General features: G+C 43.7%; 14 protein-coding genes and 1 riboswitch. Of the genes, 10 read left to right on the top strand and 4 right to left on the bottom strand.

What is annotated here, in order from left to right; translation table 11 throughout:
* Window positions 1-26 precede the first annotated feature (26 nt).
* On the bottom strand, window positions 27-1,139 hold the full coding sequence (gcvT, locus tag MHI15_RS11530) for a glycine cleavage system aminomethyltransferase GcvT (protein WP_340392962.1): 1,113 nt from the start codon (window positions 1,137-1,139) through the stop codon (window positions 27-29).
* Window positions 1,140-1,325: 186 nt separating this feature from the next.
* Window positions 1,326-1,424, bottom strand: a riboswitch (glycine riboswitch).
* Between the two features lie 226 nt (window positions 1,425-1,650).
* Between gcvT and gcvH the strand changes: the two genes are divergently transcribed.
* Window positions 1,651-2,043 (top strand): glycine cleavage system protein GcvH, encoded by a 393-nt coding sequence (gene gcvH, locus MHI15_RS11525; protein ID WP_036678614.1) that lies wholly within the window; start codon window positions 1,651-1,653, stop codon window positions 2,041-2,043.
* A gap of 428 nt (window positions 2,044-2,471) precedes the next feature.
* Here the strand turns inward: gcvH and MHI15_RS11520 are convergent, their stop codons facing one another.
* Both MHI15_RS11520 and MHI15_RS11515 read right to left on the bottom strand, forming a co-directional pair.
* Window positions 2,472-3,302 carry a flagellar motor protein MotB gene (locus MHI15_RS11520; protein ID WP_038573513.1) on the bottom strand — a complete coding sequence of 277 codons (831 nt, stop codon included), beginning with the start codon at window positions 3,300-3,302 and terminating at the stop codon, window positions 2,472-2,474.
* Window positions 3,299-4,081 carry a flagellar motor protein gene (locus MHI15_RS11515; protein WP_076123782.1) on the bottom strand — a complete coding sequence of 261 codons (783 nt, stop codon included), beginning with the start codon at window positions 4,079-4,081 and terminating at the stop codon, window positions 3,299-3,301. The genes MHI15_RS11520 and MHI15_RS11515 overlap by 4 nt, the downstream gene beginning before the upstream one ends.
* Window positions 4,082-4,260: 179 nt before the next feature.
* Between MHI15_RS11515 and uvrB the strand changes: the two genes are divergently transcribed.
* The 7 genes from uvrB (at window position 4,261) to galU (ending at window position 18,284) form a co-directional block, all read left to right on the top strand.
* The gene (gene uvrB / locus MHI15_RS11510) at window positions 4,261-6,252 is read left to right on the top strand and encodes an excinuclease ABC subunit UvrB (RefSeq protein ID WP_036678623.1); all 1,992 of its coding nucleotides are present in this window, start codon (window positions 4,261-4,263) and stop codon (window positions 6,250-6,252) included.
* A 493-nt stretch (window positions 6,253-6,745) separates the two neighbouring features.
* On the top strand, window positions 6,746-9,619 hold the full coding sequence (gene uvrA, locus MHI15_RS11505; protein WP_076137311.1) for an excinuclease ABC subunit UvrA: 2,874 nt from the start codon (window positions 6,746-6,748) through the stop codon (window positions 9,617-9,619).
* A 985-nt stretch (window positions 9,620-10,604) separates the two neighbouring features.
* Window positions 10,605-10,814, top strand: a complete 210-nt coding sequence (locus MHI15_RS11500; protein ID WP_036678627.1) for a DUF2759 family protein — start codon at window positions 10,605-10,607, stop codon at window positions 10,812-10,814.
* Window positions 10,815-10,942: 128 nt separating this feature from the next.
* The gene (locus MHI15_RS11495; RefSeq protein ID WP_076179692.1) at window positions 10,943-12,040 is read left to right on the top strand and encodes a S1C family serine protease; all 1,098 of its coding nucleotides are present in this window, start codon (window positions 10,943-10,945) and stop codon (window positions 12,038-12,040) included.
* A 27-nt stretch (window positions 12,041-12,067) separates the two neighbouring features.
* Window positions 12,068-13,981 carry a stalk domain-containing protein gene (locus tag MHI15_RS11490; RefSeq protein ID WP_076179693.1) on the top strand — a complete coding sequence of 638 codons (1,914 nt, stop codon included), beginning with the start codon at window positions 12,068-12,070 and terminating at the stop codon, window positions 13,979-13,981.
* A 573-nt stretch (window positions 13,982-14,554) separates the two neighbouring features.
* Window positions 14,555-17,077, top strand: a complete 2,523-nt coding sequence (locus tag MHI15_RS11485; protein ID WP_076140779.1) for a U32 family peptidase — start codon at window positions 14,555-14,557, stop codon at window positions 17,075-17,077.
* Between the two features lie 319 nt (window positions 17,078-17,396).
* Window positions 17,397-18,284 carry a UTP--glucose-1-phosphate uridylyltransferase GalU gene (galU, locus tag MHI15_RS11480; protein ID WP_076179694.1) on the top strand — a complete coding sequence of 296 codons (888 nt, stop codon included), beginning with the start codon at window positions 17,397-17,399 and terminating at the stop codon, window positions 18,282-18,284.
* A 75-nt stretch (window positions 18,285-18,359) separates the two neighbouring features.
* Here galU and MHI15_RS11475 read toward each other — a convergent pair whose 3' ends face one another.
* A complete protein-coding gene (locus MHI15_RS11475) occupies window positions 18,360-21,113 on the bottom strand; it encodes an O-antigen ligase family protein (protein WP_076179695.1) in 2,754 nt (917 codons plus the stop codon).
* Between the two features lie 156 nt (window positions 21,114-21,269).
* Between MHI15_RS11475 and MHI15_RS11470 the strand changes: the two genes are divergently transcribed.
* Both MHI15_RS11470 and MHI15_RS11465 read left to right on the top strand, forming a co-directional pair.
* The gene (locus MHI15_RS11470; protein ID WP_076179696.1) at window positions 21,270-22,073 is read left to right on the top strand and encodes an ABC transporter permease; all 804 of its coding nucleotides are present in this window, start codon (window positions 21,270-21,272) and stop codon (window positions 22,071-22,073) included.
* Between the two features lie 15 nt (window positions 22,074-22,088).
* Window positions 22,089-23,399 (top strand): ABC transporter ATP-binding protein, encoded by a 1,311-nt coding sequence (locus MHI15_RS11465; RefSeq protein ID WP_036678636.1) that lies wholly within the window; start codon window positions 22,089-22,091, stop codon window positions 23,397-23,399.
* Window positions 23,400-23,413 lie beyond the last annotated feature (14 nt).

Here is a 23,413-nt window from a genome sequence, read left to right as displayed (position 1 = left end):
AAAAGCTCACCATCCTTATATGGACGCTAAAGGCGTTTATACTTGTAAAAAGGGGCCTTAATCACTACAGCCTTAAGCTGCTTACCGCGTATCTCCACGTAAACCTCTGTGCCTATTTCACTGTAAGCAGCATCAAGCAATGCCAACCCCAGGTTACGTTTCAGCGTAGGAGACTGTGTTCCGGTTGTGACCTCACCAATCTTAACGCCATCTGCCCAGACAGGATAATGGGAGCGTGGAATGCCTCGATCAATCATTTCTAGGCCGACAAGGCGACGGGGAATGCCAGCTTCTTTTTGCTGTATTAGTGCATCGCGTCCGATAAAGTCTATTTTGTCCAGCTTCACGAAGAACTGTACTCCTGCTTCCAGCGGGGTGATGTCAGCAGATAGCTCCTGACCGTACAGTGGTAATTTCGCCTCAAAACGCAGGGTATCCCGTGCACCCAGTCCAGCAGGTGTTAATCCGTGGGGCGCGCCTGCTGCAAGCAGTCCGTTCCATAACGTTTCTGCACCTTCCAGCGGAGCGTAAATCTCGAAGCCATCTTCACCGGTATAACCCGTACGGGAGATAAGTACCTCTACACCGCAAACGGTGGCGCGTTCGATGAAATGGAAAGGCTTGAGTGCTGAAATAGGAGCATCAGTAACTTCCGCGAGAATGGTCTCTGCCAGAGGACCCTGCAAGGCGAGCAAAAGCGTCTCGTCAGAGACATTAGTGAGCGTGACTTCGCCGAATTCAGAGGTCAAATGCTCTTGCAGCCACTGGAAGTCTTTGTCGATGTTGGAGGCATTAACGACGAGCATATAACGCCCTTCGCTTAGGCGATACACGAGTAGGTCGTCGACAACTCCGCCATTTGGATAACAGAGCAGCGTATATTGCGCCGCACCATCTGTAAGGCGGCTGACATCATTGGTTGTCATTTTTTGCAAAAAGTCTTCTGCACCGCTCCCAATCACCATGAATTCACCCATATGCGAGACATCGAACAGCCCAGCCTGCTGGCGAACGGCTTCGTGCTCTTTCACGATACCTGTAAACTGTACTGGCAGCTCCCAGCCACCGAAGTCAATGCACCTGGACTCCGCAAAAGCGGAATAGAGATCATAAAAAGGTGTTCTTCTCAAAGCATCCATGTAGTCACTCCCCTTGATCTGATTACAAACGAAAAAAGGACAGGCAGAAGCAATCATGCATAAATGCACAAATCGCTTTCTGCTCTGTCCTTTGTACCTGAGAGTTACCCTGCCGTAACTAGCTTGCAGGTTTCCCCGTTGGTGATCTGACGCATCTAGCCTTGCGTCTGATGCTCTCCAGAGATACGTCCGACAAAGGTCCTTTTGCCTGAGAGATTCACCCCTGTTAGGGCTTACTCCTTCGGCGCCGTCTTCAAGTGAGACAGTCTCTCCCTATGCCATCATCCGCAATTATATTTCTTCGAGAAACGGTTATTGTCTATAAAAAGACGACAACGTCATTTCTTCTTGTATGTCTCCATTAAACGGGTATAGTCGGGCGCTGTCAACAAGAAAACGTCGAAAAAATGACAAATTTAAATTTCCTGTTAGTAATATTGACATTGTGAGCCGGGATAACTTAGGCTATAACTAAATTTAGAACTCCAAATTGGAAATGAGGCGGCTTGAAATGAGTGAAGTATTAGACAACCTTCTTTACAGCGAAGAGCATGAATGGGCACAGCAAGTAGAAGGGCGAGTAGTACGTGTTGGGATTACGGACCATGCTCAGCATTTATTAGGCGACATCGTATTTGTTGAGTTTCCTGAGGTAGGATCGACCATTTCGGCCGGTGACAGCGTAGGCAGTATCGAATCCGTTAAGACGGTATCGGAGTTGTATTCGCCCGTCTCTGGGACGGTTACCAAGGTGAATGATGGATTAGAAGCTAGTCCGGAGCTTATCAATGATCAGCCGTATGGCGGGGGTTGGATTTTTGAGATTGAAGTTGATGGAGAGTATGCTGATGCTGTAAAAGGTCTGTTAGATGCAGCTGGTTATAGCGCGTTAGTTGCTGAATAATTGGAAATCGGGGACGGAAAATAGTCTGATCAAGTGTGATATTTTTAGCAGCAAGTTTCTGTGATTCGGGGACTTTCTGTTTGTGTTTCTTATGTGGATTGTGCGAGTATTCGTAAACCCAATCGAGTGGTTTGAGGGTCTAGTGGAGTATGGAATTAGGGAAAACCTCCCTCATTTTAGACGATTATAGCGTGAGAGTTAGGGTTTTAGGAAATTCCTCCCTAATCATCTCGGTAAAACCACTATTTCAGACTAAAAAGAGTAATAATCAGGGGGAAATTCCCTCATTCCGCGATTGGATACGATAATAGGTGAATAATCAGGGAGGTTTTCCCTAATTAAATTGGATGAAGCCCCTTGTAAGCTCAATGTGGTAATTGCAAAGGCCCCTGCCGCCGAACTTAGCTCTGAGCGCAAGCAACTATATTTTATTCCACCTCTTGAAGCTGTCGAAGTACAATGATCTCTACGCGTCGATTTTTCTGTTTGCCTGCTACCGTAGTATTATCTGCTGTTGGTCGGGTATCGGCATAACCTGCATATTGAAAAGTGTCCGGGTTCAGTCCTTCATTATCTAAGAAAAAGCGCAGCACAGAAAGCGCACGAGCACCCGATAGCTCCCAATTGTCGTTATAACGTGAAGCTGATGACACTGGTGTATTATCCGTATGTCCTTCAATGCTGATCGTTGCTCCGATATCTTTGAATAAGCCAGACAACTGCTGAAGAGCAGGAAGGGCTGGTGACTTCACATCTGCTTTACCCACATCAAAAAGAAAACGGTCGCTGAGCGTGATTTCTATGCCCTGCGGTTTGTCGGCTACAAATATTTGTTCACCGAGATTATTCTCCTCCACATAGTGGGTGATCACACCCATTAACTCAGCAAGCTTCGCCTCTTGTTCTCGAAAAGCCAACTCCCGTGCTGAAGGTGTTTCATTCTCCGTTTGTTCATCAGAACCGTCATTTGGTTTTGCAGTTGCGTTCGCATTCCCATCTGTACTCTCTGGTTTGTTGTCAGGGGTCTTTCCAGCATCTAAAATACCATCCCCGCCTTCAAGAACAGTGCTGCTCGACTTGAAAGTCTGGGATAAAGAGCCGGTCACGATATTATATTTGTCAGTGTCCAGGCTGCTCATCGCATACAATATAACGAAAAATATAAGTAAAAGTGTAATTAGATCAGCGTAAGTAATCATCCAACGATCACGGCTTTCTCGATTCTCTACCCGCCGTTTGCGCCGGTCTCTTTGTCTCATATAAAACCTCTTGCTTCTGCACGGTCATCTGTGGTGGTGTCTGAAATGAAGGAGTTCAGTTTTTTACGCACCAGCAGCGGATGATCCCCGTTCTGTAGAGAAAGAATGCCTACTAGCAGCATCTCCATGCTATGCAGCTCACTTTGGCTGCGGGATTTGATTTTGGAAGCAATGGGTAAAAATATTAGATTAGCGATGGCTACTCCGTACAGTGTTGCAGTGAACGCTACTGCGATAGAGGTACCTAGATTTGATGGGTCCGTAAGGTTGCCCAGTACCCTAATGAGTCCCATAACTGTACCGATGATCCCCATCGTTGGAGCATATCCGCCAGCGGCTTCAAAAATCTTGGCGTAGCTTTCATGCTTCAATTCTTTCGCATCCATTTCCAATTCCAAAATCTGTCTTACCTGCTCAGGGTCAGTGCCATCGACGATAAGCAACAGTCCTTCGCGTGTAAAAGGATCAGGATGCAGTTCCGCTTGTTTTTCGAGCATTAAAACGCCGCCGCGGCGGGCCACTGTGGCCATTGCGATAAGCTCTTCTGCTTTCTCTTCATCACGTTCAGGATTGCGGCCAAAAGCCATGCGCAGAGCGGCGGGAATGGAGCGTAGCTTAGCTGCCGGGAAGCTGATCATTACGGCAGCAATCGTACCTCCAAATACAATCAAAGCTGCATTAAGCTGCAGCAGTCCGGAAAGGCTTCCGCCTTCCCAGAGGTAGCCGCCGATTAGCGCAGCCAGTCCGGCCACTAGGCCGATTATTGCGGTAATATCCATGCTTCAAGCTCCTAACATTTCTGTGTATTATGGTTTGCATCGATCTAAGCAACACTGTATAATGAACGGGAACACATATTCTTATCTTCCATATTTTTTACTGTCGTATGGAGAGAGAAGATTCAGACAACAATTATAATATATTAATCTAGTTTAGACGATAGAGGGGAGACGGGCAAATGAGTGATATTGTCGTCAGTACGAAGACTTTTGAATTGGAGTCCGAGTATACACCCCAGGGCGATCAGCCTCATGCCATAGATGAATTACTACAAGGCATCCGGCAGGGTAAGAAGCACCAGACGCTGCTGGGAGCGACAGGTACAGGGAAGACCTTTACTGTCGCGCAAGTTATTTCCAAATTAAATCGCCCCACGCTGGTTATTGCGCATAACAAGACACTGGCTGCCCAGCTGGCAAGTGAGTTTAAGGAGTTTTTCCCGAATAATTCGGTAGACTATTTCGTCAGCTACTACGACTATTACCAACCAGAGGCGTATATTCCCTCCTCCGATACTTATATTGAGAAAGATTCCAGTATTAACGAAGAGATTGATAAACTTCGCCACTCCGCGACAAGCTCCTTGTTCGAACGGCGTGACGTTATTATTGTAGCGAGTGTGTCTTGTATTTACGGTCTCGGTTCACCAATGGAATACGGAAGCTTGCTGTTGTCCTTGCGGGTTGGGATGGAGAAACCGCGCAATGAGATTCTGAGCAGACTGGTGGATATTCAATACCAGCGCAATGACATCAATTTTGTACGCGGAACATTCCGTGTACGTGGTGATGTGGTTGAGATCTTCCCGGCCTCTCAGGGTGAACATGCGATTCGTGTTGAATTGTTTGGGGATGAGATTGAGCGGATCACTGAAATAGATGTTTTAACGGGCGAATTGATCGGTGAACGCGATCATGTCGCCATTTTTCCGGCTTCTCACTTTGTTACCAAGGAAGAAACGATGCGTGTAGCAATAGTCAATATTGAACGGGAGCTGGAAGAGCGGCTGACCGTGCTTCGTGACGCAGGCAAGCTTCTGGAAGCGCAACGTTTGGAACAACGGACACGTTACGACATTGAAATGATGAAGGAAGTGGGTTTCTGTTCCGGGATCGAGAACTATTCCGGGCCACTAACCTTCAGGGAACCGGGAGCAACTCCATATACGTTAATGGATTATTTTCCTGATGATATGTTAATCGTCGTAGATGAATCCCATGTTACCCTTCCGCAAATTCGGGCGATGTATAACGGTGACCGGGCGCGTAAAACAGTGTTGGTAGAGCATGGTTTCCGTCTGCCTTCTGCACTGGATAACCGTCCGCTTCAGTTCGAAGAGTTCGAAGATAAAGTAAACCAGATCATTTACGTTTCCGCGACACCTGGACCTTATGAAATGGAACACTGCGAAACTATGGTGCAGCAGATTATCCGTCCGACTGGTCTATTGGATCCAATCATCGAGGTCCGTCCTACAGAAGGTCAGATTGATGATCTGATTAGCGAAATCCGTGACCGGGTTGAACGAGATGAACGTGTACTCGTTACCACTTTGACGAAGAAGATGTCGGAGGATCTGACAGACTACTTTAAGGAAATCGGGATTAAGGTTCGTTATATGCACTCTGACATCAAGACGCTGGAACGGATGGCGATCTTGCGGGATCTTCGTCTCGGTACGTTCCATGTACTGGTAGGGATTAACCTCCTGAGAGAAGGTCTCGACTTACCGGAGGTATCTTTAGTTGCAATTCTCGATGCCGATAAAGAAGGGTTCCTTCGTTCCGAACGTTCACTAATTCAGACGATTGGCCGTGCGGCTCGTAACTCTGAGGGTCGTGTAATCATGTATGGTGATCGGATCACTGATTCGATGGAGAAGGCGATGAGCGAAACATCGCGCCGTCGCGCCATTCAGATTGCCCATAATGAGAAACATGGCATCACCCCAACCACTATTAATAAAAAAGTGCGTGACATCATCGAGGCAACGAAGGTTGCTGAGTCTAAAGCTGATTATCTCACAGGTGTTGGTGGCAAGATGAATAAGAAAGAAAAACAAAGTCTGATCCAGCGTCTGGAAGCTGAAATGAAGGACGCTGCCAAGAACCTGCAATTCGAACGCGCGGCAGAGCTACGCGACGCATTGCTGGAGCTTCGGGCTGAGTAATAAACTATTAATGTATCACCGATATTTAAAATAGGTATTGAACGGTGCTGTCCTAGACCGTTCTTTTTGAATCAATAGAGGGTCGCGTATCCCGCGATGTTTATGACACTTATGCGTATTCGCAGGGACAGCACCATGCAATGAACTTGGCACTTATGCGTATTCGCAGGGACAGCACCATGCAATGAACTTGGCACTTATGCGTATCCCGCAGGGACAGCACCATGCAACGTTTATGACAGTTGCATGTACCTGTCTTTAGTTAGTGCGCTAACGTCCAAGCGGTCCCGTAGGGATAAGCGCTCTGAGCATTGTAGTCACTAAGTTACGTCCCACCATACTCCTTCTCCAGAAAATGCGGGTGTCCAGAGGGTGCAACCCTTGGGGCCCTCCCTTGGAAGGGAGGGTTTGGGAGGGATCGAAAGGCTTTGAAAAGGCTTTGAGAATATTTTGAAATAAAGTTGAAATAGTTTTTTTAAAAGGAGAGGTTCCGTTGGCGAACGAAAATATTGTAATTAAAGGCGCGAGGGCGCACAATCTCAAAAACATCGATGTGACGATTCCACGTGACCGTTTCGTCGTGCTGACGGGACTTAGCGGCTCAGGTAAATCATCGCTTGCATTTGATACGATTTATGCTGAAGGACAACGGCGTTATGTTGAATCTTTGTCGGCTTATGCACGTCAGTTTTTGGGACAAATGGAGAAACCAGATGTGGATTCGATTGATGGTTTGTCCCCGGCGATATCTATAGATCAGAAGACAACAAGCCGGAACCCACGCTCCACGGTAGGTACAGTTACGGAGATTTATGACTATTTGCGGCTGCTCTTTGCACGTATTGGTCATCCCCATTGCCCAGAGCATGGCATTGAGATTACCTCCCAGACCGTTGAACAGATGGTAGACCGGATTATGCAGTATCCAGAGAAAACTCGGTTACAGATCCTGGCGCCAATCATTTCAGGACGTAAAGGTGAGCATAAAGGACTTTTCACAGATATCTCTAAGCAAGGCTTCGTACGTGTGCGTGTGGACGGGGAGCTAAGAGATCTGTCAGAGGATATTGAACTAGAAAAGAATAAAAAACATACAATAGAAGTTGTGGTAGACCGGATCGTTGTTAAAGACGATGTGGAGACCCGGCTGACGGATTCACTGGAGACGGCGCTTAAGCTTTCGGGCGGTAAAATCCTTGTTGATATCATCGGCCAGGAAGAGCTGCTTTTCAGCTCTAACTTTGCTTGTCCAATTTGTGGTTTTAGTATTGAAGAGTTGGCACCACGGATGTTCTCTTTCAACAGTCCGTTTGGAGCTTGTACAGAGTGCGATGGACTTGGCATGAAGATGGTGGTCGATCCAGACCTGCTTATTCCTGATGCTGAGAAATCCATTGAAGAAGGTGCTTTTTTAGCTTGGACTGGAAGTACTTCTAATTACTATCCGCAATTTCTGAAGTCGGTTTGTGAACACTTTAAAATCCCTCAGAACGTTCCGGTAAGCAGTCTGACACCTGATCATATGAATAAATTACTGAACGGTACAGGCAGTGAGAAGGTCCGCTTCCGTTATGAAAATGATTTCGGTCAAAAGAAAGATGCGATGGTTGCTTTTGAAGGGATTATACCTAACCTCGAGCGGCGTTACCGTGAAACTGCTTCGGATGGTATTCGTGAATTTATCGAAGGATTTATGAGTGCTAAGCCATGTCATGTATGTAAAGGTAAACGTCTGAAAAAAGAAATATTAGCTGTGACTATCAATGATCATAATATTTCTGATGTTACGGACCTTTCAATAGGAGACTGTCAGCATTGGTTTGAAGAGATAAAATTGAGCGAAAAAGAAACAGCCATCGCCAATCTCATTTTAAAAGAGATCTGCAATCGGCTTGGATTCCTTGTGAATGTAGGCTTGGATTATTTGACGCTTAGCCGTGCAGCGGGTTCGCTTTCCGGTGGTGAGGCGCAGCGTATTCGGTTGGCTACTCAGATCGGTTCAAGTCTCATGGGTGTATTGTACATTCTGGATGAGCCAAGTATTGGTTTGCATCAACGAGATAATGATCGCCTGATCTCTACGCTTGCGCATATGCGTGATTTAGGCAATACGCTGATTGTTGTAGAGCATGACGAAGACACAATGATGGCAGCGGATTACATTATTGATATTGGTCCGGGCGCAGGTATTCATGGTGGACAAGTTATGGCTCAAGGGACGCCAGAAGAGATTATGAAAGATCCGAATTCATTAACGGGTGAATATTTAAGCGGACGTAAATTTATTCCGGTTACCGCTAAACGCCGTCCTACCGATGATCGCTGGGTGGAAATACGTGGTGCTAAAGAGAATAACCTGAAAAATGTGAATGTGAAGATTCCATTAGGTGTATTTACAGCGGTGACAGGTGTATCGGGTTCTGGTAAATCCTCGCTTATCAACGAGATTCTTTACAAGAGTCTGGCACGGCAGTTGAATAAGGCTGTGAAGGTGCGTCCTGGTCAGCATAAAGAAATTCGTGGACTAGAAAATCTCGATAAAGTTATTGAAATCGATCAGTCGCCAATCGGGCGGACACCGCGTTCCAACCCAGCAACCTATACAGGTGTATTTGATGACATCCGTGACCTGTTCTCCAAGACAAATGAGGCTAAGGTACGTGGTTTCCAAAAGGGACGCTTCAGCTTTAACGTAAAAGGCGGACGTTGTGAAGCTTGCCGTGGAGACGGGATCATTAAGATTGAGATGCACTTCTTGCCGGATGTGTATGTCCCTTGCGAAGTATGTAAGGGCAAACGGTATAACCGGGAAACACTAGAAGTGAAATATAAAGGCAAAAACATTTCAGATGTGTTAGAGATGACGGTAGAGGACGCAACAGAGTTTTTTGTAAATATCCCGCGTATCCATCGTAAAATGCAAACATTGATGGATGTAGGACTTGGGTATATTAAGATTGGTCAACCGGGAACCACTTTATCCGGTGGTGAAGCACAGCGGGTAAAATTGGCTTCTGAGCTCTACCGTCGCAGCACGGGTAAAACACTTTATATTTTGGATGAGCCTACAACAGGCCTGCATGTAGATGACATTGGTCGTCTGCTTGAGGTATTGCATCGTTTGGTGGATTCCGGAGAATCGGTTCTTGTTATTGAACATAATCTGGATGTAATCAAGACAGCGGATTATATCATCGATATGGGACCGGAAGGTGGTAGCGGCGGGGGTACCGTCCTGGCAACAGGGACACCGGAGAAGATCATTACAGTCACAGAGTCTTACACAGGTAAGTATCTGAAGCCGGTTCTGATTCGTGATACAGAGCGGACCGAAGCGCTTATGCTTGAGACGGCGGAAACCCTCTAAATAAACGGTAAGTAATATAACCTATGTATAATAAGGCCTCGGTATCTTGCCGGGGCTTTTATTGTAGGTTGTAAGCAATAATTTTCACAGGGAAAATATCTAACAAATAACAACGAACAGCTAATCTCGTCCTCTAGAATGGAGTCAAGGCCATTTAAGGCGTGGTAGGATTATCCGGTAATTATACGAAAGACGGCTCATAGATATATGATGTGATATTTCTAGCAAAAGTTATACGAATTCTATAGAAAAAATGGATTTAATAATAGGCAAGATAGGCATATGTAGGACATGTTCGTAGTAAGATTCAATGAGGAGTATTCTGTTGATAGGGTTAACGGGTAAGTGATTAACATTAGGGTCAAAAGTTCCTTGAAAACCGAATAATTAATCCTTCATATCACTCTATCAAATAACTGTTTATTAGATTAGGGAAAACCTCCCTGAAAACCTGAGTTTTTAGATTATAAAAGGTGAAATCCGGGAAAACCTCCCTAATTATCGGGTGAATTTACTCATATAGCCGGTTTTCTAATGATTTTTAGGGAGGAATTCCCTGATAATCGATCAATTTTAGGGAATATTTCCCTAATTCATTAAAACCCTAACTTTCGAGCCTAGAATGTTAAGTTCTAAGTTCTAAGTTCTAAGTTCTAAGTTCTAAGTTCTAAGTTCTAAGTTCTGAATTCCAATTCCAATTCACTGCTCAATTTATCTCATCTCTAAAGCAGTTAACGGACTTTCTATTGTAAACGTTCACGACGAAAGAGTTGATTGGGCTCACAACGTTTCCCTAAGCACACCCAATTGTCAGTGATCAATCTCATCGTTATTACGGATTTTGCAGGGATAAAATATATTTTTTACGACAAATACATAATTTTTCTACAAAACCTATTGCATCGCCCAAATGGTAGCGATAACATAGAAGGTGATATGGGGATTACTGGATCTTGCTTGACAACATTTTTGAGGAGGTAAGGTTATGCTGCTTGCAGAAGTTGCCGCGCAAGGACCGTCTAAATTTCATACCTTTGATGTGTTTATGATTTTATTTACCATCTTGATTTTGGTCGGGGTTGTTCGACTATTGAAAGCTCCCCAGAAGAACAAATTTGCCATTGGTTTTGGAGCCGTTAGTTTGCTGGTTTTTGTGATCTCTGACTATGCCATGGTGATGCATTGGTTAAGTTAATGAAAGAACTAAATTGAACAGCTTTGCACCAAAAGACTCCTTTAACGCCATGGGCGCATTGAAGGCGTCTTTTTTCAAATAATATAATGTAAAATTTATCCATGAGTAAAGAGAGGGTCTGGTGAGGAATGAGGAGTGTTGGGGAGAAGCTGGTGAAGAAAGGATTAGGTCTATTACTGTGCGGCGTAGTGCTGTCGGGAGTATGGAGTCAGTCGGTGTTTGCTTTTGATAGTACTAGTAAGGTGGTTAGTAAAGCAGCGGCAGAAGATCCGATACCTGGAATTATTAAAAGTATCACTCCTTCTGTTGTGGGCATTATCGGCAAAGACGAGAGTGGCGGGAATAGTGGCCCGGATGATCGGTACAATCTGACGCATGGCTCCGGCATCATTGTGAAATCGAACGGATGGATTGTAACCAATGCTCATGTAATCAAGGATCTGCAAAATGCCATAGTGGTCACTTCGGACTCCAAAACCTACAGCGTTAAAGAAACCTATCTGGATGAAGTTAGTGATCTGGCGCTGATCAAAATTAATGCCACCCATTTAAAGCCCGCCAAGTTTATTCCAGCGAATAGCAAAACAGTGGTTGGGGAGAAGGTTATTGCTATCGGAACACCGATTAGCTTTTCTCTACGAAACTCAGCGACTGTAGGCGTTATAAGTGGTCTTAACCGTGAGGTAGATGCGGCTTATCGTCTTATCCAGAGTGACACTGCGATTAATCCCGGAAACAGCGGAGGGCCGCTTGTAAATATGAAAGGTGAGGTGCTGGGAATCAACAGCCTGAAATACTCAGCGGTGGGTGTGGAAAATATGGGGTTTTCGATTCCAGCGAATACTGTGCAGTATATTATGAACCAACTTTTAAAATATGGTGAGGTAAAGCATCCGAGTCTGGGGCTAGAACTGGAGGCAAGCTGGTCTACGATTGTGGGATTGCCAACGCTGGACCCTTTGTCCGTCACTAAGGTGGTATCTTCAGAAGCGCTCAAGTCAGGGGTTGCTGAAGGGGACGTCTTGTATAGCATCGACGGGCATCGTGTGGTCTCACTAGTTGATATTAATGAATTGTTCAAAAGCTACCTGCCGGGAGCAACTGTGCGGCTGGTTATGCAAAGCGATGGGGATATCGTCGTCCGTAAACTCGTGCTCACTCAAGGTGATCCATTGTTAAGCGGAGATGATTATGAAACGGATGGGGACGAGCACGCGGAAGAGTGATTAGCAAACTGGAGAGGGGGACGGTAAATGGGCTTTAAAATTTTAAAACAAGGATTTTGTGCGATGCTGGCCTTATTACTGCTATTTTCTATATTACCCATACAAACAGTATTAGCTTCACAAGGAGATAAGCTACAGCTGAGTCTAAAAGTTGGCAGTACTTCAGCTACGGTGAATGGTAAGAAGGTGGCTATCGAGCGGCCTTATACGGAGAATGGAACGGTTATGGTCCCGCTTGGGGTTTTTAAAAAGACGTTTGGCAGCACTGTTTCCTTAGAGCAGAACAATGTTGTAAAAGTAACCTATGGTGCTCATTCAGGGGTGATGACGATTGGGAGTGATATCGCTTGGAAGGATGGGATCAAAGTTAAACTGGGCTCAGCGCCCCGGATGGTTTCAGACGTGCTGATGGTACCGCTACGTTTTGTAGCTGATGTGTTAGGTGCGACTCTCTCTCAAGGGAGTGGGGGTGAGCTAATGGTTACCCTAGTTCCTATAGACAACGAAGAAGATACGCCAGAGGAGACTGGGATTGACAGCGATGTTGGTAAGACTCAAATTGGGAACAGCTATTTTCAATGGACACTGAATTATCCCTCTGGGCTGATTGCTGGAAATAGCGGTGGAGATGAAAGTGTGGCTACCTTTTCAAGTGCGGACAATCTATATTATGTGGAGATTCATGTAAGTGACCAGGCGGTTGCGGTGGATGCGGATGGGTTGCTGGAACAGCTGGTTCGGGAGGTCGAGGCAGGTGGGGAGTTGATATTGGATCGGGAGTCGTTCCCCAAGGCCGCGGTACCTTATGCTAGATTGATCAGTAAAGATTCCAGTGGAGCGCTCTGGGAGAGCAGACTGTTATATGCTGAAGGTCGACTATACGAGATTTATTTGACGGATAACAAAGCAGTTAATTATAAGGATTTTGCTAAATATACAGGATTACTTAACTCTTTCCAGCCTTCTTTTGATACTAAAAGCAAAAAAATCCGTGATCTTTCTACGGTGAAAAGTGGATTGCGTGACGCGTACAATGAGGACTATGGGATTTCACTACAGGTTCCCGCAGATTGGAGTAAGGACGACCAGCATCTCTATTACGAGAGTAAGCAGGGAAGTCATCTGAGTGTGGCAGTTACCTCGGCACCTGCTGGTTCTACACTAGAGAGCTGGGCTGAAGATCTGAAAATGAAAACTAAAGAAAACTTTGTAGCGGATGCTTATATTCTGAAAGACAGCAACAAGTCGGAGATCTCGGGCGTATCCGCACAAATTAATGAGCTACAGCTAAATTACGGCAACGGTGTTACTACAGAATATCAAGCTCTCATACTCAAAAATGGGTATCGTTATTATTTTGAATATGTAACAGCAGCTGGGCAAGATGACGATAAGGCAAAATTCAAAGCCATCATATCCTCTATTGATATTGATTTTGCTCTGCTGAAGGAGAACTTCGGGCGGCTCGCTAGTGATGATTATAAGACGCTCAAAAATAAGACATTAACCAAAGTATCCAAAACCTACGGCTATGCCATCGATATTCCAAGTTTATGGACACCTTATCAGGATATTTTTGAGACGCAGTCGATTGAATATCGGTTCAGCGGAGGACGTCTACAGATCAACTCAAAACCCGAGGGTTCAGTGGATTATACAGTTAATGTGCTCAAAGATGCTTATCAAAATAAAAATAATGATCCCAAAGGCCCTCGTATAGAAAGTGTAGTGGAGTCTACCATTGCAGATGTCCCTGCTACGATCATAACTGCACATCAAATCAAAAATGGTATCCCTCTTCGCAGTAAGCAGGTTGTGTTTGGTAAAAATGATGTGGTCTACACGATTACCGTTACGCTGAATGATGCCAATGCCACTGCAGAACAGCAGGCTCTGTTAGACAAGACACTACAATCGTTTCGGTTTACAGGCAGCAAGTAGTTAAAAGAGTACCAATGTCGTAGTTGACACACGAATAGAAGCGTGTAATTCAATCAGACGAAGAACGTCCCAGTTGCCGATTTGGCTTGGGGCGTTCTTTTTTTGTATAAAGGGGGAAAAGGGATTCGACCTAAGGATGTTATGAACGATTATGGCGTTAACTTTCGTTTTGCTCGTAAATGGTTGCAGAGTTTAGTGGATAAGGGTTAGCTGCGGCCTATTATTAAAAATACATATATTTGTTACTATAAAGCGATAGAAGGGTTGTCGGAAGGGTTGTTTTAGAGGTTCGGAGCCAATGTTATCCAAGTTGGGCATAATGTGAATAGCTAAAATGATGCTTTATGTACAACATTTAGTTGTCGAAGCGCTGGATTAGGCAATAAAGTTGCATGTTCTACAACATTCATGGAGTAAAGAGCAATAAGCAAGAAGTCAGCTTCCTGACAGCATTATGACTTTTATTCTATATAAATGTTGGTAAACGCATAGCGCTCAAGTGTGATATTTGATACAATTATCAAGTTAATCAACTAGAAATGACCCGTCAAATGGCGGTTTGGGAGGATATAAATGAAAGAGCAACAAATACGCAGAGAAGACGTGGAGCTATTGGCACCGGCAGGTGATTGGGACTGCATGCGTGCAGCGGTAGCAAACGGAGCGGATGCTATCTTTTTTGGCGTAGAGAAGTTTAATGCACGGGCCAGAGCGAACAACTTTCGCATGGACGAGCTGTCGGAAATTATGGCGTTTTTGCATAGCTATGGTGTGAAGGGATTTTTGACCTTTAATATACTGGTTTTTGAAAATGAATTGTCTGATGCAAAAGAACTGATTGATGCATGCGTGGATGCTGGTGTAGACGCAGTAATTGTACAAGATTTAGGTTTGGTCAAAATGATCCGCGAAATCTCACCGGATTTCCCGATTCACGGATCGACACAGATGACCATTACTTCGCCGGAAGCGGTCGAGTTTACTAAACCTTTCAGTTTGGAACGTGTGGTATTAGGTCGTGAGAACAATTTGAAACAAATTCGTACGATCGGAGAGCAAGCCCGCTTACCGATGGAAGTATTCGTACACGGTGCTTTGTGTGTTTCCTACTCAGGTCAATGTCTGACCTCTGAAATGTGGGGCGGACGTTCCGCCAACCGCGGTGAATGTGCGCAGGCTTGCCGCCTGCCTTATGATCTGATGGTGGATGGTGAGGTAAAACCTATGGGAGACGTAACTTATTTGCTTTCTCCTAAGGACCTGGCAGCAATTGATCTAATGCCTGAGCTGATCGAGGCGGGTGTGACTTCTTTTAAAATCGAAGGCCGCCTCAAAAGCCCGGAATATGTAGCGAATGTAGTTAGTAAGTATCGTAAAGCGATTGATCGGTATTTTGAAGGCGATCTGTCCAAACCTTCGAAGGAGGAGGTGCGCGAGCTGCAACAAAGCTTCTCCCGCGGATTTACACATGGTTTCCTGGATGGAACGAACAATAAGAAACTGGTAGACGGGACTTTCCCAAAAAGCCGTGGTGTATATTTGGGGACGGTTGAGCAAATTCTGCGTGACGGAGTGGTCTGCCGTATTCATGCACCGCTTAAGCGTGGGGACGGAATTGTTTTTGACGCTGGGGATCCAACGAAAAAAGAAGAAGGCGGTCGTGTCTACGACCTTCGTCGTAAAGGTGTGAAGCTGGAAGGCGAAGCCGGAGAAGGCTGGATCATCGACATCGTAGCCGGTCGTAATGATGTGGATCTTCGTCGTCTAAATGTCGGTGACCGCATTTGGAAGACAAATGACCCTGCGTTAGATAAGGCGCTGCGCCAGACTTATGAAACTGAAAAACCGTACCGGGTATTTCCGGTACATGTTAGAGTGCAAGGCTGCGTCGGCGAGAAGCTGACGACTTGGTGGACGGACGTTCAGAAGAACGTTACCGTCCGTGTGGATTCGGAGCTCGCGCTGGAAGCCGCGCAAAAGCGTCCGATGGATACCGCGCTGCTGGAAGAACAATTCGGCCGCCTGGGCGGGACCGTGTTCCAGCTTGACGCGTTGGAGTCGCATCTGCAAGGCGACGTCATCGTCCCTATGCGCGAGCTGAACAGCATCCGCCGCCAAGCGGTGGAGCTGCTTGCGGGCGAGCGCCCGAAACCGCCCGTCTACGTGAAACGGGCGATCGAGGTTTACGGCGACGCCACCCACAAGGGCGTCGCTCCGCAGCGCGTTGGTGAAGCGGAGCTCACCGCGCTGTGCCGCAGCCTGCCGCAGGTACAGGCTGCGCTCGAGGCCGGCGTGAGAAACATCTACGCCGACTTCGAGTTTATCAAGCAGTTCCCGGCAGCAGTAGATGCGGTACGGGCTGCAGGAGCCAGCATAGCGCTGGCCACGCCGCGCATTCATATGCCGGGCGAGAACGGCTACCACGCGAATATTCTTCGCTTGCAGCCGGATGCTGTGCTCGTGCGTAATACAGGCGCGTTATATTATTATCTGCGCCGCCGCCAGGAGCAGCCGGATGCTGTGCATCCACGCCTGATCGGTGATTTCTCACTGAATATCGCCAATCATAAAGCAGTGGATTTGTTCCTTGAGGCTGGCTGTGACATAGTAACGCCATCCTATGACTTGAACATTCAACAGATGGTTGATCTGCTTGAACACAGTGATACGTCCCGGATGGAGGTTGTTATTCATCAGCATTTGCCGATGTTCCATACTGAACACTGCGTGTACTGTACCTTTATGAGTGAAGGCACAGACTATACGAACTGTGGTCGTCCTTGTGAAGAGCACCGTGCTTCTTTGCAAGACCGTATTGGAATGTCACATCCAGTTCGTGTGGATGAAGGCTGCCGTAATACCGTCTATAACGCTGTTGAGCAGTCTGGTGCGGAGTATCTGAATAATTTCCGTGACCTAGGAGTATCTTCATACCGTGTGGAGTTCTTGGAAGAGACACCAGAGCAAGTGGCTGAGGTAATTAGCCTCTACAGCCGCGCTCTGCGTGGTGAAATCTCTGGTACACAGGTATGGAAGAGCTTAAAGGCTACTAACCAACTTGGTGTAACGCGTGGGCAATTGGTGAACGCGAAGTAATAAGAGTTAAGAGTTGAAGAAAAAGGGCTAAGTAACTACCAGGTAGATGCTGGTATTGCTTAGCCCTTTTTTTAAAATTGATCTCGTCCTCATCCTAATTTGCATATACTAAATAATATATCATGAGGGTCAGCAAAGTGTTTATTCTAGCAGTAAATGATTTTATAATTCCTTCTCTCTTATTTAGATGGAATAGATATACAAATATAACAAACACTCTGACATAAATCTGCTATAATTGCTATAATTGAAGGAAATATGCCATTTTACATACTGAGTATTTAGAATGGAAGAGTATCTGACAGAAGGAGTTAATGTGATGAAGATCCGTAAAGCCATTATACCCGCCGCAGGTCTTGGTACCCGTTTTTTGCCTGCGACCAAAGCAATGCCTAAAGAAATGCTCCCGATTGTAGATAAACCGACGATCCAATATATTGTTGAAGAGGCTGTTGCTTCTGGGATCGAGGATATTATTATTGTAACAGGGAAAGGTAAACGTGCGATTGAAGATCACTTTGATAACTCTTTTGAACTGGAATTTAACTTAGCAGAGAAGCAGAAGTGGGAGCTGCTTGAATCCGTTCGTAAATCTTCCGAAATGGCAGATATCCACTACATTCGTCAAAAAGAACCAAGAGGTCTCGGACATGCAATTTGGTGTGCACGTAAATTCATAGGAAACGAACCGTTTGCTGTCCTGCTAGGCGATGATATTGTTGAAGCGAATAAACCTTGTCTCAAACAGATGATAGATGTTTATGACGAGTATAAATCTTCTATCGTGGGTGTTCAGCCTGTTCCATGGGAAGAAGTATCACGGTATGGTGTTGTAGATGCTTCGCCTTTGGCAGAACGGGTATATAAAGCTAATCGTCTAGTAGAAAAGCCAAAGAGAGAAGAGGCTCCTTCTAATCTAGCAATTTTAGGACGATACATCTTAACCCCACGTATCTTTGATATGCTAGGTGAGCAGCAGGTAGGTGTAGGTGGAGAGATCCAACTTACTGATGCGATAGCACGTCTAAGCGAGGTTGAACGAATTATTGCCTATGACTTTGAAGGTAAACGTCATGATGTGGGTGAGAAAATGGGCTTTATCCAGACCACCATTCATTATGCACTTCAACACAAGGAGCTTAAAGATGACTTGCTTCGTTATATGAAAGAGCTTGTTGAGAGTGAAGCGGCTAAGACCGGGCTATAATTAAATCTCGTATAATCGAAAAAAAAGCGCGCCACGGTTATTAACAGTGGCGCGCTTTTATGGTTTCTTTCTTTTTTAAAATTGTGAATTTGTAATGGCCTCAACTTGTGCTGCTTCCGCAGGGTCAGCTGCAATCAGCGAACCGTATAGTGCCTGATCCTCGCCACCAGTTTTCGCCAGTGCAGCTAGGTACCAACGAGCAATCTCTCGATTAGTTGCATCTGCGAAATCTTGGCTTAAAGCTGTTTTTAAGATGGAGGAGGCAATTTGTATCTTTCCAGACATATACTGCATCTTTCCTACCTTCAGTGTTACATCCGGATTAAATGTCTTCGAAGGATCATTATCCGCAAGTACATGATCGTAGGCCAAAAGCCCAATGACAAAACCAGCTTTCATATTGTCTATTCTATCTGGATTATCTTGTTGTGCATAAGCTGTCTGCCCCAAATCAAATGAACGGCTGATGAGTGAACTGTACCAATTTATATCCCATGGAGTTTCACTGTTCATGATATCCGTGTAATTAGCATCTGAATTAAGCTTGAGGGTGGTCTTCGCTGCATCCTCTTGTCCGGATAAAAGCTGCATTTTGCCAACGTTCAAAGCGATAGTTGGCGTTACTGAGAAAGGACGCCCTTGCAGTTGTTCTGGTGGAAGAGTCTTCAGATGATCTATTCCAGCAAGAACGTGATTATATGCTTCTTGCGCTTCATTGAAATACTCTTGTTTCTTTGTCTCATCCTTTTGATTAAGTGCTTGCTGACCTAAGGCAAATGAACGGCTGATTATTGCATCATACCAATCGATATCCCAGTTGAACTTATCTGCGTTGTCACGGTAAATACCCAAGGCGATGTCGCTTTGACCTTTCAGATCGTAGTAGCTCACTAATTGGAGCAGAAGATTTTTGTTGTATGGCTCATCTTTGAGTGCACGAGTTAAAACATTGTAAGATTCGTCAAGGAACTGTTCCTCTTGGGTCTGGCTAAATACCTGCTGATCTAAGGCTGAAAGATAAATTGTCGATTCTGGATGGCTTGGACGTTTGTTCAAAGTCTCTATCAAGGGAGCTCTAAGCTCTTCGTAAGAATTGCTATAACTCCTCAATTGTTTAGCTTTCAAAGCGGAGTTACTGGAGCCAATATAGCTAATTGATAAGAACACTAGGAACAAGGTTCCTAAAGAAAACACAGCGAGGTATCCAAAACGGATGCCCGCTTTATTCCAATTTTTCCGTAGTGGCTTGCTATCCATAACAGCTGCCATTCCAGCAAGACCAATAAAAACTAGTATGCCCATAAAGGCATAACTCATGTTGAAATCAAGTAGACTGTGCACAAGAATAGATAGAGCAATAATTAGATAGAAGAAACCATTCTCAAATTCGTTTTTATCCCGTTTTACATATCCACGAATATATTTATAGAAGATATACAGAATGAAGCTCATAAATATGAGAAATCCAACAATACCTACTTCAATGAGAAATTGTAAGAAGAAGTTATGCACCTGCCGGCTTGTATAAGGATTATTCTGATAATGCTCATAGAGTGATGCCCAGCCTCCTCCACCAGCACCGAGGATCGGATAATCCTTAACCACCTTCAAGGCATCCTTATAAAAAGTAATCCGCTCGAGTACGCTATGTTGTTGGAAGTTGATGTTCTCTAGGCGAGTCTCCATATTGTCGGGTAAGATGCTTTTTGCACTCGTACCGATAAGCAAGAAAGCTACAATAGCAACTAGAGCGACAGATCCGAGCGGAATCCAAAGACCTGTCCGTTTACGTGACGACCAATTCTCTAGTTTTGCATACAACCATGGAGCGACAAAACGCTGAATGACCCAAGAAAGGCCAGCCACAACTATTGAGGCTCCTAATAGATACGTCCAACCTTTTAAAGCTGAAGAAGAAGTGAAATTAGCATTTAACTCTATTCCTAGGTTAGTAACGGGTGTCGTAATGAGCAAAGCTACAATACCAGCAACTCCTAGATGCAGAATCCAAAGGATTTGCTGTGCAGGTTTTAGGAATAAAAGTAGGAGTATGAATACTACAGGTAGCAGGACTAAGCCGCCACGAGATAAGGTTAACAAGATCGACACAATAATGGGAACTAACATAAAGCCATGAGTTAACGATCCATACCAATTTTTAGAGCGAATAAGCGCGAATATTGCTACAAATAGAAAGGCCATCAAGAAGGCAGCGTACGTGTTTGCGTACTGAAAGATCGAAGTCAGACGAAGTCCGTTAGAGTCAGTCATAACAGCATCTAAATAGACATCATTTCGGACGGTGTTTGAGAACCAACCTATAAGATTTCCTGCTAACTTACTACTGCCTAGCCAATTTAAAAGTCCAAAACCCACTATAAAATAGGCAATCGCTAATATAGCATTTTGAATGACAACATTTACTTGCTTTTGCTTCATGAGATAAAAGGCTATAATGAAAACTGCGGCATATGTACACTGAATGAACAGCATATTCATCGCCGTATAATGCGAAACTGCGACAAACAGTGACAGAGCATAGGTCACAGGGAGCAATAATGCTGCCCAAGCTACTAAATCACTCTGCTCTTCAAGCTTGAATTGTTTGTAGTTCAAGCCAACACAGACCAGCAGCATCAGTGCGCTTAATAGTGCGGATACATATATTGGCTTCTCGTAATCTACTAGCGATCCATTAAACAATCCCACTTGAAATGGGGTCCAACACAAAAATAGAATAAAACCAACAACTAATGCCCATATCGGACTTGCTATCTTTTCAACATTTCTCGACTGAGCGGCGTTTTTACCGTATACTGGTTTCGACACGTTATAATCTCCTTTTCCTGTAGGTACGTGGATATTTTAACATATGTAAGGCGACCTAACTACTTTTTATCATTAATAATAAATACATTAATAATAAACGTATAGGTAATAAATGCAATAATAATATATATATGATTTTACTAAGGAGACGCACAAATGAGGAAAGAACCGTACATGAAGAGGATCAAAAATATATGTTCCTTAACTAAAAGTTTAGCTATTAATGATTTCAAATCAAAATATGCAGGTTCATATTTTGGATTGTTATGGGCGTTACTAATGCCATTAGTTACTATACTGGTTTATTGGTTTGTTTTTGAAAAAGGTTTGAAAGTCAGCGCCCCGGCTGATTTAAACGCACCTTTCGTTTTATGGTTTGTATCTGGGATTATACCTTGGTTCTATTTTTCTGAAGCATTAACAACAGCGACACATAGTTTCTTAGAGTATAATTATTTAGTTAAGAAGGTTGTTTTTAGAATTGAATTATTACCATTAGTAAAGATATTCTCGGCATTCTTAGTGCATCTGTTTTTCATTATAATCTTATTCTCCTTTTTTATTAGTTATGGTTATCCTATCAGTTTTTTTGCAGTTCAAATTATATATTATACCCTATGTAATATAATTCTTATTTCTAGTATATCTTGGTTAACTGCAGCAATTACTCCATTTTTTAAAGACTTCTCGTACGTATTGTCTATTATTTTGCAGTTTGGTATGTGGTTAACGCCAATTCTTTGGTCTGTAGATGTTTTGTCTCCGCATATGATTTTTTTGTTTAAATTAAATCCATTCTATTATATCGTAGAAGGTTTTCGAGATTCTATGATTAATAAAATTTGGTTTTATGAGAAATACAAATTGACACTTTACTTTGCATTAGTAGTGATAGTTAATTTTGCTATATCAATAAAAGTATTTAGAAAACTTAAACCACATCTTTCTGATGTGCTTTGATAAGGTGGTTTGGAAATGGAAACTATAGCGATCAGCGCTCAAAATGTCAGCAAAACTTATAAACTATATAAAACTCCTATGGATAGGCTCAAGGAGTCTTTATTTTATCGCAAGAAGACATTGTATTCTGAGCACCATGCTCTTCAGAATCTCAATTTCACTATAGATAAGGGAGATATTGTAGGTATTATTGGAGAGAATGGATCTGGTAAATCAACTTTGTTAAAAATTATAACCGGAGTATTAACGCCATCAAGTGGTATCTCAGAAGTGAATGGAAAAGTAGCTGCACTTTTGGAGCTTGGTGCCGGATTTAATTTTGAGTATACAGGTATTGAAAATATCTATTTAAATGGTTTGATGATGGGTTTTAAAAGAGAAGAAATAAAAGAAAGACTTGAGCAAATCCTCTCGTTCGCAGAACTAGGGGAGTATATTTATCAACCAGTTAAAACATATAGTAGTGGTATGTTTGCAAGGTTAGCCTTTTCTGTTGCTATCAATGTACAACCTGATATTTTAATAGTTGATGAGGCTCTGAGTGTTGGAGATATGTATTTCCAAGCGAAATGTATAACGAAAATGAAAGAATTATTTCTACAGGGAGTTACAGTTTTATATGTAAGTCACGATTTGAATTCTGTTAAGTCCTTGTGCAAAAAGGCTATATATTTGAAAAACGGAAATCTTGAAGCTTACGGAGATGCTGAAAAGGTAGTAGATATGTATGCTAAATATGTTAGAGATCAAATGAACAATAATACTAAGGGGAGAGTGAACTCGGAAGATAAACTGTACCATCTCGATGAGGTTTCCCTGGATGACAATCTTGTTTTCAAAGAGAATTCTGAGTTTATGGAGAAAGTGGAATATTTCAGGCAGGGGACCCGTGATGCGATTTTAACAGAGCTAGAAGTGTTAGATAGCAACAATAATCCAGTTATAACAGCTGATTTTAATGACAAAATTAAAATTAGAATGCATATAAAATTTGATAAAAAATGTCAAATTTCTGTTGGGTATCATATTAGAGATAAACAAAACATCGAATATTTAGGCAGTAATACTTTGATTGAGGAAATCGGCGAAATATCTGGCGAAGCAGGTCAGAAGATAATTGTTGAATTCAAAACGCGCTTACCCTTAGTAGAAGGAATGTATAATTTTTCTACTGTTCTTTCTACCTCAACTATAAAAAATAGAACATCGTTATTCGTAGACTATACAGAGAACTCATATATATTTGAAATGCGCGAAAGGGATCCTTATAAGATCTGGAACAAGTTATACATTCCAAATGAAATACAGATAAGTAGAGTTAATTAGGAGGTGAATTTTGA

Source organism: Paenibacillus sp. FSL H7-0918 (genome assembly GCF_038007025.1).
Lineage (GTDB): Bacteria > Bacillota > Bacilli > Paenibacillales > Paenibacillaceae > Paenibacillus_AQ > Paenibacillus_AQ odorifer.
This window is presented reverse-complemented; position numbering and strand designations above follow the sequence as displayed.

Coding starts and splice junctions, on each gene's coding strand:
- MHI15_RS11515 (WP_076123782.1), bottom strand. CDS start 4,081: ATGGATATTACCGCAATAATCGGCCTAGTGGCCGGACTGGCTGCGCTA.
- MHI15_RS11485 (WP_076140779.1), top strand. CDS start 14,555: ATGAAAGAGCAACAAATACGCAGAGAAGACGTGGAGCTATTGGCACCG.
- gcvT (WP_340392962.1), bottom strand. CDS start 1,139: ATGGATGCTTTGAGAAGAACACCTTTTTATGATCTCTATTCCGCTTTT.
- MHI15_RS11470 (WP_076179696.1), top strand. CDS start 21,270: ATGAGGAAAGAACCGTACATGAAGAGGATCAAAAATATATGTTCCTTA.
- gcvH (WP_036678614.1), top strand. CDS start 1,651: ATGAGTGAAGTATTAGACAACCTTCTTTACAGCGAAGAGCATGAATGG.
- MHI15_RS11465 (WP_036678636.1), top strand. CDS start 22,089: ATGGAAACTATAGCGATCAGCGCTCAAAATGTCAGCAAAACTTATAAA.
- uvrB (WP_036678623.1), top strand. CDS start 4,261: ATGAGTGATATTGTCGTCAGTACGAAGACTTTTGAATTGGAGTCCGAG.
- MHI15_RS11500 (WP_036678627.1), top strand. CDS start 10,605: ATGCTGCTTGCAGAAGTTGCCGCGCAAGGACCGTCTAAATTTCATACC.
- MHI15_RS11495 (WP_076179692.1), top strand. CDS start 10,943: ATGAGGAGTGTTGGGGAGAAGCTGGTGAAGAAAGGATTAGGTCTATTA.
- galU (WP_076179694.1), top strand. CDS start 17,397: ATGAAGATCCGTAAAGCCATTATACCCGCCGCAGGTCTTGGTACCCGT.
- MHI15_RS11490 (WP_076179693.1), top strand. CDS start 12,068: ATGGGCTTTAAAATTTTAAAACAAGGATTTTGTGCGATGCTGGCCTTA.
- MHI15_RS11520 (WP_038573513.1), bottom strand. CDS start 3,302: ATGAGACAAAGAGACCGGCGCAAACGGCGGGTAGAGAATCGAGAAAGC.